The sequence below is a fragment of the Cohnella xylanilytica genome (assembly GCF_014212175.1).
Lineage (GTDB): Bacteria > Bacillota > Bacilli > Paenibacillales > Paenibacillaceae > Cohnella > Cohnella xylanilytica.
Genome location: NZ_JACJVR010000038.1, coordinates 25,499 through 41,232, shown reverse-complemented (window position 1 = coordinate 41,232; position 15,734 = coordinate 25,499). Strand labels below are relative to the sequence as shown.

General features: G+C 59.1%; 10 protein-coding genes. All 10 read left to right on the top strand.

What is annotated here, in order from left to right; translation table 11 throughout:
* Positions 1-16 precede the first annotated feature (16 nt).
* Positions 17-1,783, top strand: coding sequence for a sensor histidine kinase (locus H7B90_RS10205; protein ID WP_185135763.1), 1,767 nt, complete (start codon positions 17-19; stop codon positions 1,781-1,783).
* The gene (locus tag H7B90_RS10200) at positions 1,758-3,389 is read left to right on the top strand and encodes a helix-turn-helix domain-containing protein (protein ID WP_185135762.1); all 1,632 of its coding nucleotides are present in this window, start codon (positions 1,758-1,760) and stop codon (positions 3,387-3,389) included. The genes H7B90_RS10205 and H7B90_RS10200 overlap by 26 nt, the downstream gene beginning before the upstream one ends.
* A 122-nt stretch (positions 3,390-3,511) precedes the next feature.
* The gene (locus H7B90_RS10195) at positions 3,512-5,038 is read left to right on the top strand and encodes a glycoside hydrolase family 43 protein (protein WP_212962624.1); all 1,527 of its coding nucleotides are present in this window, start codon (positions 3,512-3,514) and stop codon (positions 5,036-5,038) included.
* A gap of 316 nt (positions 5,039-5,354) precedes the next feature.
* Positions 5,355-8,339 (top strand): extracellular solute-binding protein, encoded by a 2,985-nt coding sequence (locus H7B90_RS10190; protein WP_311772708.1) that lies wholly within the window; start codon positions 5,355-5,357, stop codon positions 8,337-8,339.
* Positions 8,340-8,373: 34 nt separating this feature from the next.
* A complete protein-coding gene (locus H7B90_RS10185; RefSeq protein ID WP_246578617.1) occupies positions 8,374-9,282 on the top strand; it encodes a carbohydrate ABC transporter permease in 909 nt (302 codons plus the stop codon).
* A 6-nt stretch (positions 9,283-9,288) separates the two neighbouring features.
* Positions 9,289-10,155: a carbohydrate ABC transporter permease gene (locus tag H7B90_RS10180; protein ID WP_185135759.1), complete on the top strand. Its 867-nt coding sequence runs from the start codon at positions 9,289-9,291 to the stop codon at positions 10,153-10,155.
* 4 nt (positions 10,156-10,159) lie between these two features.
* Positions 10,160-11,632 carry an NHL repeat-containing protein gene (locus H7B90_RS10175; RefSeq protein WP_185135758.1) on the top strand — a complete coding sequence of 491 codons (1,473 nt, stop codon included), beginning with the start codon at positions 10,160-10,162 and terminating at the stop codon, positions 11,630-11,632.
* The gene (locus tag H7B90_RS10170; protein ID WP_185135757.1) at positions 11,613-12,230 is read left to right on the top strand and encodes a Yip1 family protein; all 618 of its coding nucleotides are present in this window, start codon (positions 11,613-11,615) and stop codon (positions 12,228-12,230) included. Before H7B90_RS10175 ends, H7B90_RS10170 begins: the two co-directional genes overlap by 20 nt.
* A gap of 18 nt (positions 12,231-12,248) precedes the next feature.
* A complete protein-coding gene (locus H7B90_RS10165; protein WP_185135756.1) occupies positions 12,249-14,792 on the top strand; it encodes a DUF5696 domain-containing protein in 2,544 nt (847 codons plus the stop codon).
* Positions 14,789-15,700, top strand: coding sequence for a carbohydrate ABC transporter permease (locus tag H7B90_RS10160; RefSeq protein WP_185135755.1), 912 nt, complete (start codon positions 14,789-14,791; stop codon positions 15,698-15,700). The genes H7B90_RS10165 and H7B90_RS10160 overlap by 4 nt, the downstream gene beginning before the upstream one ends.
* The last annotated feature ends 34 nt before the right edge of the window (positions 15,701-15,734 follow it).

Below are 15,734 nucleotides of genomic sequence, written 5' to 3'. Positions count from 1 at the left end.
CATCGGAGGAATTCGCTTGCTTAAATTCCCGGCTCGTTCCTTCCGGAAGAGCCTCTTCGTCAGACTCGTCATTACGTATCTGGTCGTGATTTTGCCGCTTATCCTGCTGGGCCTGTATCTGTACAACTGGAGCTATAAGAACGCCAGCCAGGATCTGTCCAGGGCGACGCTGGCCCAGCTGACGAATTATATGAAGGATCTCAATCGCGAGATCGAATGGATGGAGATCCAGCAGTACGACATTCTGGACGACAACGAGCTGCATAGGCTCGCCGTTACTTGGGAGATGATGGACGCCGTCGAGAGAAGGTCGACGCTTAATTACGTCGTTCACCGGTTGACCTCCTTCAAGAGCAGCAGCGCTTATATCAAGGATATCTCCATTCATCTGCGCACCATTCGGAAGTCCGTCTCCGCCGGGAGAGCGGTTCACGACTTCGAAGCGGACACCTACCGGGCCTTCCGTTCCCCCGCGGGCGAGATCGCCGGCCGGTTGATTCAATGGAACGGCTCGCTCTATCTAAGCGCGTCGAAGATGACCGGGGTGAAGGGAGAGCAGCCCCTGTACGTCGTCCTGATCGAATTGGACATGGAGAAGCTGCGGGAATCCCTGCGCCAGGTCCATATGTACGCATCCAGCCGATCGTTCCTGATCGCGGATTCGTCGGATTTCGCTCTCGGCAGCGACGGGCAGGCCGACCGGACGCTTCGGGCCGGCATGGAATCGCTGCAGGAGACGAACGAGCCGACCTCCCGTTGGCTGGTGGACGGCCGGCGCTACCATCTGGACATGGCGCATTCGGACCGGCTCGCGCTCTCGGTAGGCACTTATCTGCCGGAGGAAGCCGTCAGACGGCCGCTCGGCAAGTTCGAGATCTGGGCGTGGGTGTTCTCCATCGCGTCGCTGCTGGCGGTCGTCGTCTACGCGTATTCGACTTACCGCTACGTGCACAGGCCGATGCTGTCTCTCATCCAGAGCTTCCGCCGGATGGAAGAAGGCTCCCTGGATATACGCATCGAGCACGAACAGGAGGACGAGTTCGGGTATTTGTACAGCCGCTTCAATCAGATGATCGGCAGGCTGCAGTCGCTGATCGACCAGGATTTCAAGCAGAAGCTGATGATGCAGAAGGCGGAGCTCAAGCAGCTGCAATCGCAGATCAATCCCCATTTTCTGTACAACAGCTTCTTCATCCTGAATTCTCTGGCCCAGACGGGGGACGTCGAACGAATCGAGGATTTCACGAAGATGCTGGGCGAATACTTCCGGTTCATCACGCGCAACGGCGTAGACAATGTCCGGCTCGGGGAAGAGATCAAGCACTCGCGCATGTATACCGAGATTCAGAAGCTTCGGTTCCCCAGACGAATCCGCGTGCAGTTCGACGAGCTGCCCGCCGAGATGGAGTCGATTCGGGTGCCGAGGCTCATTATTCAACCTCTGATCGAGAACGCGTACGAGCACTGTCTGGAGAAAAAGACGGGCGACGGCATGCTGCGCGTCACGTTCGAGTCTTCCGACGGAGAAGCGCGGATTATCGTCGAGGACAACGGGAACGGCATCCGCGACGAGGAGATCGAAGAGCTGCGGCAGCGTCTATCCCGTTCTTCGGACCATCAGGAGGTGACCGGGCTGACCAACATCCATCGGCGCATCGCCCTGATCTACGGAGAGAACAGCGGCCTGTATCTCTCGAGAAGCGAAATGAACGGGCTCAAGGTGGAAGTGCGAATCCGAACGGAGGAGGAGAAGGGGAATGTACAGGCTGCTGGTCGTGGATGACGAAGAGATCATCGCGGATAGTTTATACGAGGTCCTCTCCCGGCTCCTGCCGGACGAACTCGACGTCTGCAAGGCCTACTCGGCCGCGGAAGCGCTGGATTGGATGGCGCGCACGAGGATCGATATTTTGCTGACCGACATTCGCATGCCCGGAATCGACGGATTGGAGCTCACCGAGGAGATCGTCGCTTATTGGCCCCGCTGCAAGGTCGTCTTCTTGACCGGGTACAGCGAATTCGACTACGCCTACAAGGCGATCCAGATGCCCGGAGCGAGGTACGTGCTGAAGACGGAAGGGTACGACAAGGTGACGCAGACGGTGCGCGACGTATTGCGCGAGATCCACGAAGACAATCGGATTCTCGAGCTGGACCGGCAGTCGCGCGAGCAGCGCTACGCCCTCGACGCGATGGCCCAAGGAGACTACGTGCGGCATCTTCTGCAGGACAGCCGTCAGCTCTGCCGGGAGCGGGACGTTCTGACGGGCGAATTCCGGGCGCTGAACATCGCGCTGGATCCGGCCCGCCCGGTCTCGTTGGCGCTCGGCCGCCTCTGCTATCCGGAAGGAACGGCGTATTCCCGGAGAAGCGAGCTGACGAACGCCTGCCGGGCGATCGGGTCCTCTTACCTGGAGGGACAAACCCGTTGTCTCGGGGTCACGGACCGTCACGGCGATCTCGTCTGGCTGCTTCAGCCGTCCGAGGACGCCGCGGCGAGATTCTCCGATCGCATGGTGCGTTACCTGGAAGGGACGCTCGAGCTCATCCAGGAGACTTGCGGCGAGACGCTGGGGTTGACGATGGCGATCGCCCTGAGCGGAGCCCCGTGCGAATGGGAAGCCGTCACGTCGCAGTACGAACGGCTGCGGCAGCTGTGCCAGCTGCGTCTGAGCGACGGCTTGTCGGTGATTATGACCGATCGGACCGATCCGCGCGAGACTCTCGATCCGAACGAAGAATACCGGATCGGCCGGAAGGCGGAGATTCTGGCGGCCCACCTGGAGGCGGACCGCAGAGAGAAGTTCTTCGAAGGCCTGGAGGAGGTGGCCGGCCGCGCGCTGCAGCCGGACGCGAACGTGCAGACGACCGTGGAGGCTTATTACGCCGTCGCTCTCGCTCTGCTCTCCTATATCAATCGTTGGGGACTGCAGGGACAGATCGGCGACTACGGCAAGCTGATGCACTTGAACGATCATGCCTCCATGAAGGACGGCTTCCAGTACCTATCCCGCGTCGCGGAAGACATCTTCGGCATCAAGCGGCTGGACGAGAAGGAGAGGGCGTCTTGCGCCATCGACCGGATCTGCCGTTACGTCAACGAGCATCTCGGCGAGGATCTGTCGCTCGTGAAGCTGGCGGAGATCAGCTACTTCAATCCGACCTATCTCTCCCGCTTCTTCAAGCAGGAGCGGGGCCTTAATCTGTCCGAATACATCGATCAGTGCCGCATCCGAAGGGCGATGGAGCTGCTGAAGGACGGAGAGCTCAAGGTTCGGGAGGTGGCGGCGGCCGTCGGCTACGAGGCCGCTCATTCCTTTACCCGCTTCTTCAAGAAGGCGACCGGCATGACGCCGCAGGAGTACCGGGACACGATTCCCATTGTTTAAGGAGGGGCTAATGGTTGCGGGGCTTGAAGAGAGGGACCCTTGGCGCGGCTCTCGTCGTGCTAGCGGCCGTCGTCTGTTATTCGTATTACTCGGTCCATAAAATCGATAGGGAGGAAATACCCGTGAACGAAAACAAGCTCGCATCCGACTCTCCGGCCCGAGGGACGCCCGAGCCGAGCCCATCCGCGGCTTCGGCCGCCGAAGGAAGCACGCCGCTCGCGGCCTCCGTCGGCAAGACGCGCCCGAACGGCAACCCGCTCGTCTCCCATAAGTTCGGCGCCGACCCGTACGCTCTCGTCCATGAAGACCGCGTTTATCTGTACATGACAAGCGACGCGCTGGAGTACGACGCGGACGGACAGGTGAAGGACAATACCTACGGCAATATCCATAAGCTGACGGTGATCTCTTCGGCCGACCTCGTCAACTGGACCGATCACGGGGAGATCGAGGCGGCGGGGCCGCAGGGCGCGGCCAAGTGGGCCACGCAATCGTGGGCTCCGGCCGCGGCGAGCAAGACGATCGACGGGAAGATGAAGTTCTTCCTGTACTTCGCGAACAACGCGAGCGGAATCGGCGTGCTGACGAGCGACAGCCCGACCGGCCCGTGGACGGACCCGATCGGGCGGGCGCTCATCACGCGCGAGACGCCCGGAGTTCAGGACGTGACGTGGCTGTTCGATCCGGCCGTGCTCATGGATGACGACGGCAAGGCGTACATCTACTTCGGAGGCGGCATTCCGGAAGGGAAGGACGCGATGCCGAATACGGCGCGCGTCATGGAGCTGGGCCCGGACATGATCAGCGTCGTCGGCGAAGCGAAGGCGATTCCCGCTCCGTTCATGTTCGAGGACGCCGGCATCAACAAATATAACGGGACCTATTACTATACGTACTGCTCCAACTTCTACGGCGGCCCCCGCCCGGACGGAAGCCCGCCCGCGGGAGAGATCGCCTATATGACGAGCGACGGCCCGATGGGACCGTGGACGTATCGCGGCACGATTCTGAAGAATCCGGGCTTCTTCTTCGGCGTCGGGGGCAACAACCATCACTCGATCTTCCGCTTCGGCGACGAGTGGTACATCGCTTATCACGCGCAGACGCTGTCCAAGGCGATGGGCGTTCCCCAAGGGTATCGTTCGACGCACTTGAACAAGCTTGCCTTCCTTGAAGACGGATCGATAGGGGAGGTTCAGGCGGATTACGAGGGAGTTCCGCAGACGAAGCGGTTCAATCCCTATGCTCTTCATGCCGGCGCGACGATGGCCTGGAGCGCGGGAATCGGAACGGAGGCGGCGGAAGGAGAGGGGAGCGCGGGCTCGGCGATCGTAACCGGCATCGAGGATGGGGATTGGATGGCCTTGTCGGGCGTCGACTTCGGCGAGAAGGGCGCCTCTCGGTTCTCGGCGCTCGTCGCCGGCGCCGGCGAATCCGCGTCCGCGGCCATCGAGCTGCGCCTCGACGCTCCCGACGGTCCGCTTGCCGGAACGCTCGCCGTTCCGCCGTCGGCCGGGACGGAGTGGATCGAGGCGAACGCGGAGCTGAGCGGCGCCGTCGGCGTCCATGACGTCTTCTTCGTCTTCCGGGGCAAGCCCGGCGCTCCCTTGTTCCGGCTAGGCGAATGGCGGTTCCGCGAGATCGGCTAGTCCAACCTATCATGAGCGGCAGTTCGGAGGATCGCTCCTTCCGAGCTGCCGCTCTTCTTTTTTTTAACGAATCGAGGAGACGCTATTTCGTGAAATGGGCTTTGGATGCTAAACAGCGTTCCCGATATCCCCAGAAGTCTGCTAGCGATAGGGTCTTGCGCAGTTTTAGGAACGGCGGCTTAAAGAGCTATCGTTGCTAAGGTGATTGGGTATAATCTCTCGGATTGTTGGAGGGGGGATCCGGTTTTACAATCGAAAAATAGCGGCGGCGGTTGTGCCATGCGGATATCGTAGACGAAAGAGAGTGATCCCTATCGTGTTGAAGCGTCTTCTGCGCCATCGGTACTCGAAGCCTGCCTTGTGGGCCCTTCTTGTCGCGGGCTTGTTGACCTGGTATATGTCCGGCTCCGCCGAACGAACGGTGCACGCGAATCTCGTTCCGGATCTGGATAAGCTTCAGGCCTACTCGGAAGGAAGCTACCAGAACTACATCAACCCCTACAAAGACAAAGCCAGGCCCGCGGAGACGATTCAGATCCAAGGCGCGTCCTATTCCGCCGCGGACGGGTGCGATTGTCAAGTATTGGAGAATTACGAGGGGGCGGCGGGGAGCGTATTGCGCACCGGGGATTCCGGGTCCGTCACCTGGAACTTCCACGTTCCGATCGAGGGGCTGTACCAGCTTAAGCTTCGCTACTACACGGTTCCGGGCAAGAGCTCGGCGATCGAGCGCAAGCTCTCCATCGACGGCAAGGTTCCGTTCGATGAAGCGTCCTCCATCATGTTCGACCGGGTGTGGCGCAATCATACCGAGGACTTCAAGCTGGATAACCGGGGCAATCAGACCCGTCCCAGCCAGACGGAGGTTCCGAGATGGCTCGAAGAGCCGTTCAAGGACCGGCAAGGGCTCTACGCCGATCCCTTCCGCTTTTATTTCTCGCAGGGCGAGCATTCGTTGACCTTGACGGGACTTCGCGAGCCGATGGTCATCGACGAGATCGTGCTCTACCAGGAGCCGGAGCCGCCGTCTTACGCCGAGATCAAGCAGCAATACGAAGCCCGAGGGTATACGAACGCCAAGGGAGTCTCCGTCAAGATTCAGGCCGAGCATCCCGCCCTCAAGTCTTCGCCCACGCTCTTCCCGGTGGCGGACCACTCCAGCCCGGCGACCGAGCCCTACAGCGCCTCCAAGATTCGCCTCAATACGATCGGCGGTACGAATTGGAAGCTCCCGGGCCAATGGATCGAGTGGGAATTCGAGGCGCCGCAGGACGGCCTCTACCAACTCGGATTCAAAGTCCGGCAGGATCAATTGCGCGGGCTGTACTCCAATAGGAAGCTCTACATCGACGGGGTCGTTCCGTTCAAGGAAGTGGAATCGCTGCCCTTCTATTATAGCTCCAAATGGCAGATGTTCGTTCCGGGACTGGAGAAGGGGAAGAAGAAGGGAGAGGACAAGAAGGAGAGAGAGGAGCCCTATCTGTTCTATCTGACGAAGGGCAAGCATTCCATCCGGCTGGAGGCGGAGCTCGGCGATATGTCCACGCTGATCCGGAGCGTTCAATCCAGCATGCTGGAATTGAACGAGATGTATCGGAAGATCATCGTGATCACGTCCGCCGACCCCGACCCGATCCGGGACTATCAACTGGGGAAGCGTCTTCCGGAGCTCCCGGAGATTCTACGGAAGCAGAGCGACGTCCTGTATACGGTAGGCGAGAAGCTGATCGAGCTTACGGGGGAGAAGAGCGACAAGACGTCGATTCTCTACCTGATGGCGGATGAGCTGCGCCGATTCGCGCTGGATCCGGAGAAGATTCCCGAGAATCTGAAGCAATTCAAGATCGATCTCGGTTCGCTCGGCAGCTGGCTCCTGACGGCCCGGGAGATGCCGCTGCAAGCCGACTACCTGGTCGTATCCAGTCCGGACCTGAGAATGCCGAGTCCGACCAAGGGGATCGGGGCATCGATCAAGCATAACCTGGCCTCCTTCGGCTATTCGTTCGTCGAGGATTACAATTCGATCGGCAATACGACGAAGGACGGCAAGAGGATAACCGTCTGGATCGGAACGGGCCGCGACCAGGCCCAGGTCATCAAGCAGATGGTCGACGATACGTTCACGCCGAACGAGAACATCGGAGTGGATCTGAAGCTTGTCGACATGAGCGTGCTGCTGTCCGCGACGCTGGCGGGGCAAGGTCCCGACGTCGCCATGATGGTCGGCAACGGCGACCCGATCAACTATGCCATGCGCGGCGCCGTCTACGACATCAGCCGGTTCCCGGATTACGAAGACGTCGCGGCGCGGTTCGCCGACAGCGCCTCGGTGCCGTACCGCTACAACGGAGGCGTCTACGCCTTGCCGGAGCAGCAGATCTTCGACGTCCTGTTCTACCGGAAGGACATTCTGGAGGAGCTGGGCCTTCAGGTTCCCCAGACCTGGGACGATGTCTACAAGCTGATTCCGTTCCTGAAGAAGAACAACATGGACTTCGGTCTGCCCGTCGTCAGCTCGACGGCGCAGCCGGCCGGAGCGCTGCCGATCAACGACGCCTTCGCTACGTTCCTCTACCAGAACGGAGGCAGCCTGTACAAGCAAGACGGAACGGCGAGCGATCTGGACAGCGACATCGGCATGGCCGCGTTCAAGCAATTGACGGACCTGTACACCGATTACAAGTTCCCGATCGACTACGACTTCGTGAACCGGTTCCGTCTCGGCGAAGTCCCGCTCGGGTTCGCCGCCTACACGACCTATAACACGTTGTCGGTGTTCGCGCCGGAGATTCGCGGCCAATGGGGCTTCACGCTCGTCCCCGGCACGAAGAGGGAAGACGGAACCGTGGACCGTTCGGTGGCGAGCTACGGGTCGGCGGTTATGATGCTGAACGCGGCCAAGGAGAAGCAAGCGGCCTGGACGTTCATGAAGTGGTGGACAGACGAGAAGACGCAGGTGCAGTACGGCCGCGAGATGGAGAGTCTGATGGGGGAATCCGCCCGCTATCCGACGGCGAACCTGCAAGCGCTTGCCGAGCTGCCGTGGCCGGTGGAGGATTACAAGACGCTGTCGGAACAGCAGCGGTGGGTCAAAGGCATTCCGGAGGTGCCCGGCGGCTACTTCACGGGGCGGATTCTGGACAACGCCTTCCGCAGGGTCGTCAACGCGGGCCTGAATCCGCGGGATGCCCTCTATGATCAAGTGATCTTGATGAACAACGAGATCGCGAACAAACGCAGAGAGTTCGGATTGGATCGCGCCGAATCGGGGGGGACAGCCAATGGACAGAGCGGAGATTAATCGACAAGCGCGTCAGGGGCGGGCCTCGCGTCCGATGCTGCCTCCTTCGCTGAGGCTATGGACGCTCGAGGTAAGGAAGCACAGACAGTCTTATATCCTTTTGGCGCCATATATGATCCTGTTCCTGCTCTTCACGGTGCTGCCGGTCTGCATGGCGATAGCGATCAGCTTCACCAACTTCAATCTGCTCGAGTTCCCGAAGTGGGTGGGGTGGCACAATTACGCCCGTATGTTCCTGGACGACGAAGTCTTCCTCATCGCGGTGAAGAATACGTTCCTGTTCGCCGGCATCGTCGGTCCGATCAGCTACCTCATGTGCTTCGTATTCGCATGGCTGGTCAACGAGCTGAGGCCGAAGGTTCGAGCGGTGATGACGCTGTTCTTCTACGCGCCGTCGATCTCGGGGAACGTCTTCTTCATCTGGCAGATCATCTTCTCCGGCGACCGGTACGGATACGTCAACGGATTGCTTCTCGATCTCGGGGCGATCCAGCAGCCCATTATCTTCCTGAAGAACGAACAATACGTGCTCTGGATCGTGCTGCTCGTTCAACTGTGGCTAAGTCTCGGCGTCGGCTTCCTCGCGTTCATCGCCGGTCTGCAGACGGTGGACCGCACGCTGTTCGAAGCCGGGGCCATGGACGGGATCCGCAATCGCTGGCAGGAGCTGTGGTTCATCACGCTTCCGTCCATGCGTCCGCAGCTGATGTTCGGCGCGGTCATGCAGATTACCGCCTCGTTCGCGGTCGCCGACGTCTCCACGCAGCTGGCCGGCTTCCCCAGCGTCAATTACGCGGCGCATACGATCGTCACCCATCTGGAGGATTACGGCTCGATCCGGTTCGAGATGGGGTACGCTTCGGCGATCGCCACCGTTCTGTTCGTCGTGATGGTCGGTTCGAATAAGATCGTGCAAAAACTGCTTAGGAAAGTGGGCGATTGATCTCCGATGAGTACGATATCCACCGCCAAGCCGAAGCGATTGAACCGTTCGTTCATGGGGGATCTGTTCCTGGCCTTGTTCCTCGCCGCGTTCGCCGCGTTCATGGTCGTCCCGCTCGTCTTCACGGTCAGCAACGCCTTGAAGCCGCTGAACGAGCTGTTCCTGTTCCCGCCGACCTTGCTGGTCAGGCACCCGACGTTGACCAACTTCGCCGATCTGTTCCACCTGATGTCCAACTCCTGGGTGCCGTTCAGCCGCTATATCTTCAACACGGTCTTCATTACGGCAGCGGGAACGGTCGGTCACGTGCTGTTCGCTTCCGCCGCCGCTTACCCGCTCGCGAAGCACCGATTCCCCGGCAGCAGAGTGCTGTTCTCCATCGTCGTGCTCTCGCTGATGTTCTCGCCGAAGGTAACGAACATCCCGAACTACGTCATCATGTCCTGGCTGGGATGGATCGACAGCTACGCGGCGATCATCGTGCCGGCGTTCGCCGCTTCGCTGGGCTTGTACCTGATGAAGCAGTTCATGGAACAAATTCCCGACGCGCTGCTGGAAGCGGCCAAGATCGACGGCGCGAGCGAATACCGCATTTTCTTCCAGATCATTATGCCGCTCGTCAAGCCGGCCTGGCTGACGCTGGTCATTCTGTCCTTCCAATCGCTATGGGGAACCTCGGGAGGAAGCTTCATCTACAGCGAACAGCTTAAGCCTCTGCCCTACGCGCTCGGCCAGATCATTCAGGGAGGGATCGTCCGGGCGGGGCCTGGCGCGGCCGTCTCCATGTTCATGATGATCGTCCCCATCACGATCTTCATCGTGTCCCAGAGCAGCATCATCCAGACGATGACCAGCTCGGGGATGAAGGAGTAGAGCGATGATAACGACGAACTGGATTCGCGCCATAGCCGCATCGACGGCATTGACGATCGCATGTCTCGTATTCTCCGGTTACGCGAAGGCCGCCGTTCCCTATATCGGCTACACGTACGACGGCTGGGGCGACCGGGTATGGTCGCCGGTCCCTTATGTGCCCGACCGGGTCGTCGAAGGCGAAGACCTCGGCATCGGAAGGTTCAACAATCCCGACGACATGTTCGTGTCCGAAGACAAGCATGTCTATGTCGCGGATACGGATAACAACCGGATCGTCGAGATGAACGAGCGGTACGAATTCGTCCGCTCGATCGACAAATTCACCCATCAAGGGAAGGAGGATTCGCTCCTTAAGCCGAGAGGCGTCTACGTGACCCCGGAGGGCGATATCTACGTCGCCGACACGGGCAACCATAGAGTCGTTCGGCTGAAGCAAGGCGGCGAAGAGGCCGATCTGGTCATCCTCGCGCCGAAGTCGGAGTACTTCGCCGACGACTACGTGTTCGACCCGAAGAAGATCGCCGTCGACTCCGCCGGCCGGATCCTCGTCATCGCCGACCGGGTCTTCGACGGCATCATGGAATTCGACGGGCAGGGCGTATTCCGGAACTTCTTCGGCGCCAACCGGGTTACGTACAACCCGGCCGACTACTTCTGGAAGCGGTATTTCGCCACCAAGGCCCAGAAGGAGCGGATGGTGCAGTTCGTTCCGACCGAATACACGAACCTGGCGCTGGACGACATCGACTTCGTCTTCACGACCAACGCCGAACGGAACGGGACGCCGATCAAACGGCTGAATCCGTCGGGGACGGACGTTCTGCTTCGCCAAGGCTTCTCCAACCCGATAGGCGATCTCAAGGCCGACAGCCGAGGCCCGTCCACGCTGGTCGATATCAGCGTCGGACCGGACGGCACCTACAGCGCTCTGGATATCGTTCGCGGCAGAATCTTCACTTACGATTCCGAGGGCAGGCTTCTGTACGTCTTCGGTCACGACGGGAACAGAGTCGGCACCTTCAAGACGCCTTCGGCCATCGAGCGGATGGGAGACGCGATCGTCGTTCTGGATAAGGAGCTTGCGCGGCTCACGACGTTCAAGGTGTCGGAGTTCGGCCGGCTCGTCAACGAGGCGGTGCACAACCATTACATCGGCAACGAGAAGCGGGCCGCCGAGCTGTGGCGGGAAGTGCTCTCGCTGAACGAGAACTACGAGATCGCCTACAGCGGGATCAGCAAGGCCGACTTCCGGGCGGGAGAATACAAGAGGGCCGCGAAGGAAGCGAAGTTCGCTCTGGACCGCAATGCCTATTCCAAAGCGTATAAGCATCTTCGCACGGGCGTCCTGAAGCAGCACTTCAATGCGATTCTGACGACGATTCTCGCGCTCGCCGCGGCATGGATCGCATGGAAGCAAATTCGCAAGTTCAGGCGCAGAAGAGGGGGGATCTCCCATGTGGATCGAACGCCTTAGGTTTCCTTTCTACGTAATCGTCCATCCGTTCAAAGGCTTCTGGGAACTGAAATACGACAAGAAAGGGAACTGGATCGTCGCGATGGCGATCGTCTTGCTGGTATCGTTGGCCTCGATGTTCCAATATCAGTATTCCGGATTTATCGTCAATACCCATTCGCCCTACTCGTTCAATAGCCTCGTTCAATTGCGGAACGTCATCCTGCCGTTCTTCCTCTGGTGCGTGGCGAACTGGTCGCTGACGACGCTGATGGACGGAGAAGGGAAGTTCGGCGAGATCGTGATATCGTCGGCTTATGCCATGCTGCCTATCTTTATGCTCTTCGTGCCGGCGACGATCTATAGCCGATTCATCACGCAGGAGGAGACGGCCTTCTATTATTACTTGAACGGATTCGCGGTCATCTGGTTTCTCTACCTGATGTTCGTCTCGACGATGACCGTTCACCAGTACACCGTGCTCAAGACGCTCGTTACGATCGGATTGTCCGTCGTATGCATGGGCTTCATCGTCTTTCTGGGCATGCTGTTCTTCAGTTTGATCCAGCAGATGTACAGCGTCTACTTCACCATCTATCGAGAGTTGCAATTTCGCTAATAGGGGGCCGGGAACGGTGTGAAGAGAATCGTCAGCATAGCCATCGCGGTCGTCCTGGTATTCGGCTCCGGGTTGTATCTGTATGCGAAAAACAAGCCGCTTCCGGCGCTTAGCCCTTCGGAGCTGCCCGATCTGCGGGACAGAGAGCCCCAAGTCTCCGCGGCCGATCGTTACGCGAAGCCGGCCGTGCCGCTCGAGGGCATGGAGGGAGTGGTCTCCAACGGACAGCTGTCTCTCTACTACGATCCGAATACGATGGCGATCGCCGTCCGGGACAAGGAAGGACGCGTGTGGCGCTCCAACCCCGCTTCTACCGCGGACGACCAGATCGCGAACGCGTCCGTCAAGGATCAGCTCTCTTCCCAGATTCTGATCAACTTCAGCGACAAGAACGGCCAACAGTCGTACAAGACGTCGTACCAGGACAGCGTTCAATTGAAGCAGGCCGTCGCGGAACCGTTCGAGCGGGGGCTGAAGGTGACTTATACGCTGGGCAAGGCGAAGAGCGAGATCGATGCCCTGCCGAAGAGAATAAGCGCCGAGCGGTACCAGAAGCTCATTCTCGACAAAGTCGGCAAGAAGTACAAGCGCTACCTGGTTCAGGCTTATCTGAACGACAAGAACAAGGACGTCTACGAGCGCAACGATGAGACGTTGGCGGCCCTTCTGCTGAAGAAGGTCATCGAAGCGTTCCAGGAAGCCGGCTACACGGCCGAGGATCTGAAGAAGGACAACGAGGAGAACTCGACCGGCGAGAGCGACGAGAAGCAAGTGTTCACGATTCCGGTCGAATATACGCTGTCCGGAGACCAGTTCGTCGCCAGGATTATCGGCAGCGGAATCCAGTATCCGGCATCGTACCCTCTGTTGGATATCGCTCTTCTACCTTATTTCGGAGCGGCCGGCCTCCAGGAGCAAGGGTACATGTTCGTGCCCGACGGTTCCGGCAGCCTGATCTATCTCAACAACGGCAAGGAGCGGTACGATTCGTTCGAACAGCCGGTCTACGGAGACGATGGCGGCACCTGGAACGGCGAGAACGACGACGACCCGACGGTCGAGCCGATTCGGATGCCCGTCTACGGGATCAAGACGGCGGATTCCGCCTTAGTCGCGATCATCGACCAAGGGGCGGCCGTCGCCTCGATTCACGGCGAAGTGGCCCGGAAGCGCAGCTCCTTCAACAGCGTCTATGCGAGCTTCAAGTACATCTCCGACGAGAAGGCCAGCCTGGCGTCGACCTCCCAATCGGGAAGTCAAACCAAAGTCATTCCGGTGTTCCAGCAGAGGCCGGTATACTCCGACTTCAGCGTTCGCTATGCGTTCCTGCCGGAAGACAAGGCCAGCTACGCGGGCATGGCCGAATATTATCGCAATTATCTGCTGTCCAACGGATTGTTAAACAAGAAGAAGGACTCGGAAGACGACCTGCCCTTCTATCTTGAGCTGGTCGGCGGAATTCCGAAGCGGAAGTCGCTTCTGGGCGTGCCGTACAAGGCGATCGTGCCGTTAACGACATTCGATCAAGCCCGGACGATCATCGCCGAGCTCAAGGAGCGGGGGATCACAAGCCAGAAGGTCCGGCTGTCCGGATGGTTCAACGGAGGGTATTCCCATAAGGCGGCGGACGGCGTCAAGGTGGACGGAGTTCTGGGAGGCGCCTCCGGGTTCAAGGAATTCATCGATTATACGCGGCAGCAGGGCGTGGATCTGTATCCCGACGTGTCGTTCACTCACCTCTATGCGACGGACGGGAAATATACCGAAGCCAAGGCGGTATCGCGTTATATCAATCACGAGGCCGCTTGGGTATGGGAACGGACGGATTGGGCGCAGCCGTTGTCGCCCCGATTGTTGCCGAGCATCGTAGACGGCTTCCTGAACGCTTATAAGCGATTCGGCGCGGCCGGCATCTCCGTACGCAACATAGGGAACCAGCTCGAAGGCGACTATCGGAACGGCGCCGTCGTCGACCGCGTCCAATCCGAGGAGATCGACAAGCGGCAGTTGGAGAAAATCGGCGGTCAGCTGCCCGACATGATGGCGGACGGCGGCAACGCGTACATTCTGAAGTACGCGAAGGATATCGTGGAGGCGCCGATGAGCAATAACGGAGACAACATCGCGGACGAAGCCGTTCCGTTCTATCAGATCGTGCTTCACGGCTATGTCGGCTATGCGGGGGCCCCGGTGAATCTGGCCCGGATCGCGGACGTGCAGAGCTACGTGCTCAAATCCTTGGAGTACGGTTCGAGCCTATACTTCAAATGGATCTACGCGGACAACAGCGAAGTGAGAAATACGGACTTCCAGTATCTGTACTCCGTCCACTACAAGACCTGGATGAATAAGGCCGTCGAAGCGTACCGCACGGTATCGGCGGTGCTGGGCGACGTTCAGAACAAGCCGATCGTCGCACACGAGAAGCTGGCCGACAACGTATACCGGACGACCTACGAGGGCGGCAAGACGATTACCGTCAATTACAACGATTACGAAGTCGACGTCGGCGGAACCTCCGTCTCGGCTAACGATTTCCTTGTTGGAGGGAATGGACGATGAGGCGGGCTAGAAGTTCGTTCCAACAGAGAAAAGCGCGCACGGGACTGCTTTTCCTGACCCCCTGGATCCTTGGCTTTATATTCTTCTTCCTGGTCCCGATCGCGAACTCGATCCGGTACAGCTTCAACGATCTCAAAGCGTCCGACAACGGATACGCGCTGACGTTCGAGGGCTGGTCCAACTACAGCCAAGCGCTCTACGTCGATGCGAATTTCGTTCGCAACCTGACGACGGTCGTAACCAACATGGTCGTCAACGTGCCGCTTATCATTATCTTCAGCTTGTTTATCGCGGTCCTGCTGAATCAGAAGTTCTTCGGGCGCTCCTTCACCCGGGCGATCTTCTTCCTTCCGGTCATTCTCGCGTCCGGCATTATGGTCAGCATCAACAATGCCGGCTTCATGCAGCAGATCATGAACGCGAATCTGGCTTCGGGGGATCCGTCCGGCGCATCGGTGAACGGCTTCCTGCAGAGCATCGAGCTGAGGGGAATGCTGCTCGATATCGGCGTCAACGAATCGATCGTGAACTACTTGACGGGAGCCGTCGACCGAATCTACGAGATTATAAGCCAGTCCGGCGTGCAGATCATTATCTTCCTCGCCGGTCTTCAATCGATCTCGCCTTCGCTGTACGAGGCGTCCCGGATCGAAGGCGCGACAGGGTACGAGGCGTTCTGGAAGATCACGTTCCCGATGGTCAGTCCGCTTATTCTTACCAATCTGGTCTATTCGATTATCGACTCGTTCCTGAACAACAAGGTGACGCAGCAGATCAATTCGATTGCCTTCCAGACGCTCGATTTCGGTCTGAGCTCGGCGATGGCTTGGATCTACTTCTCGATCATAGCCGCGATCCTCGCGATCAGCGTCTTTCTCGTATCCCGCAGGGTGTTCTATCACGATTGATTCGAAGGATCCCGCCTTCCGTCCGTTACGCGGC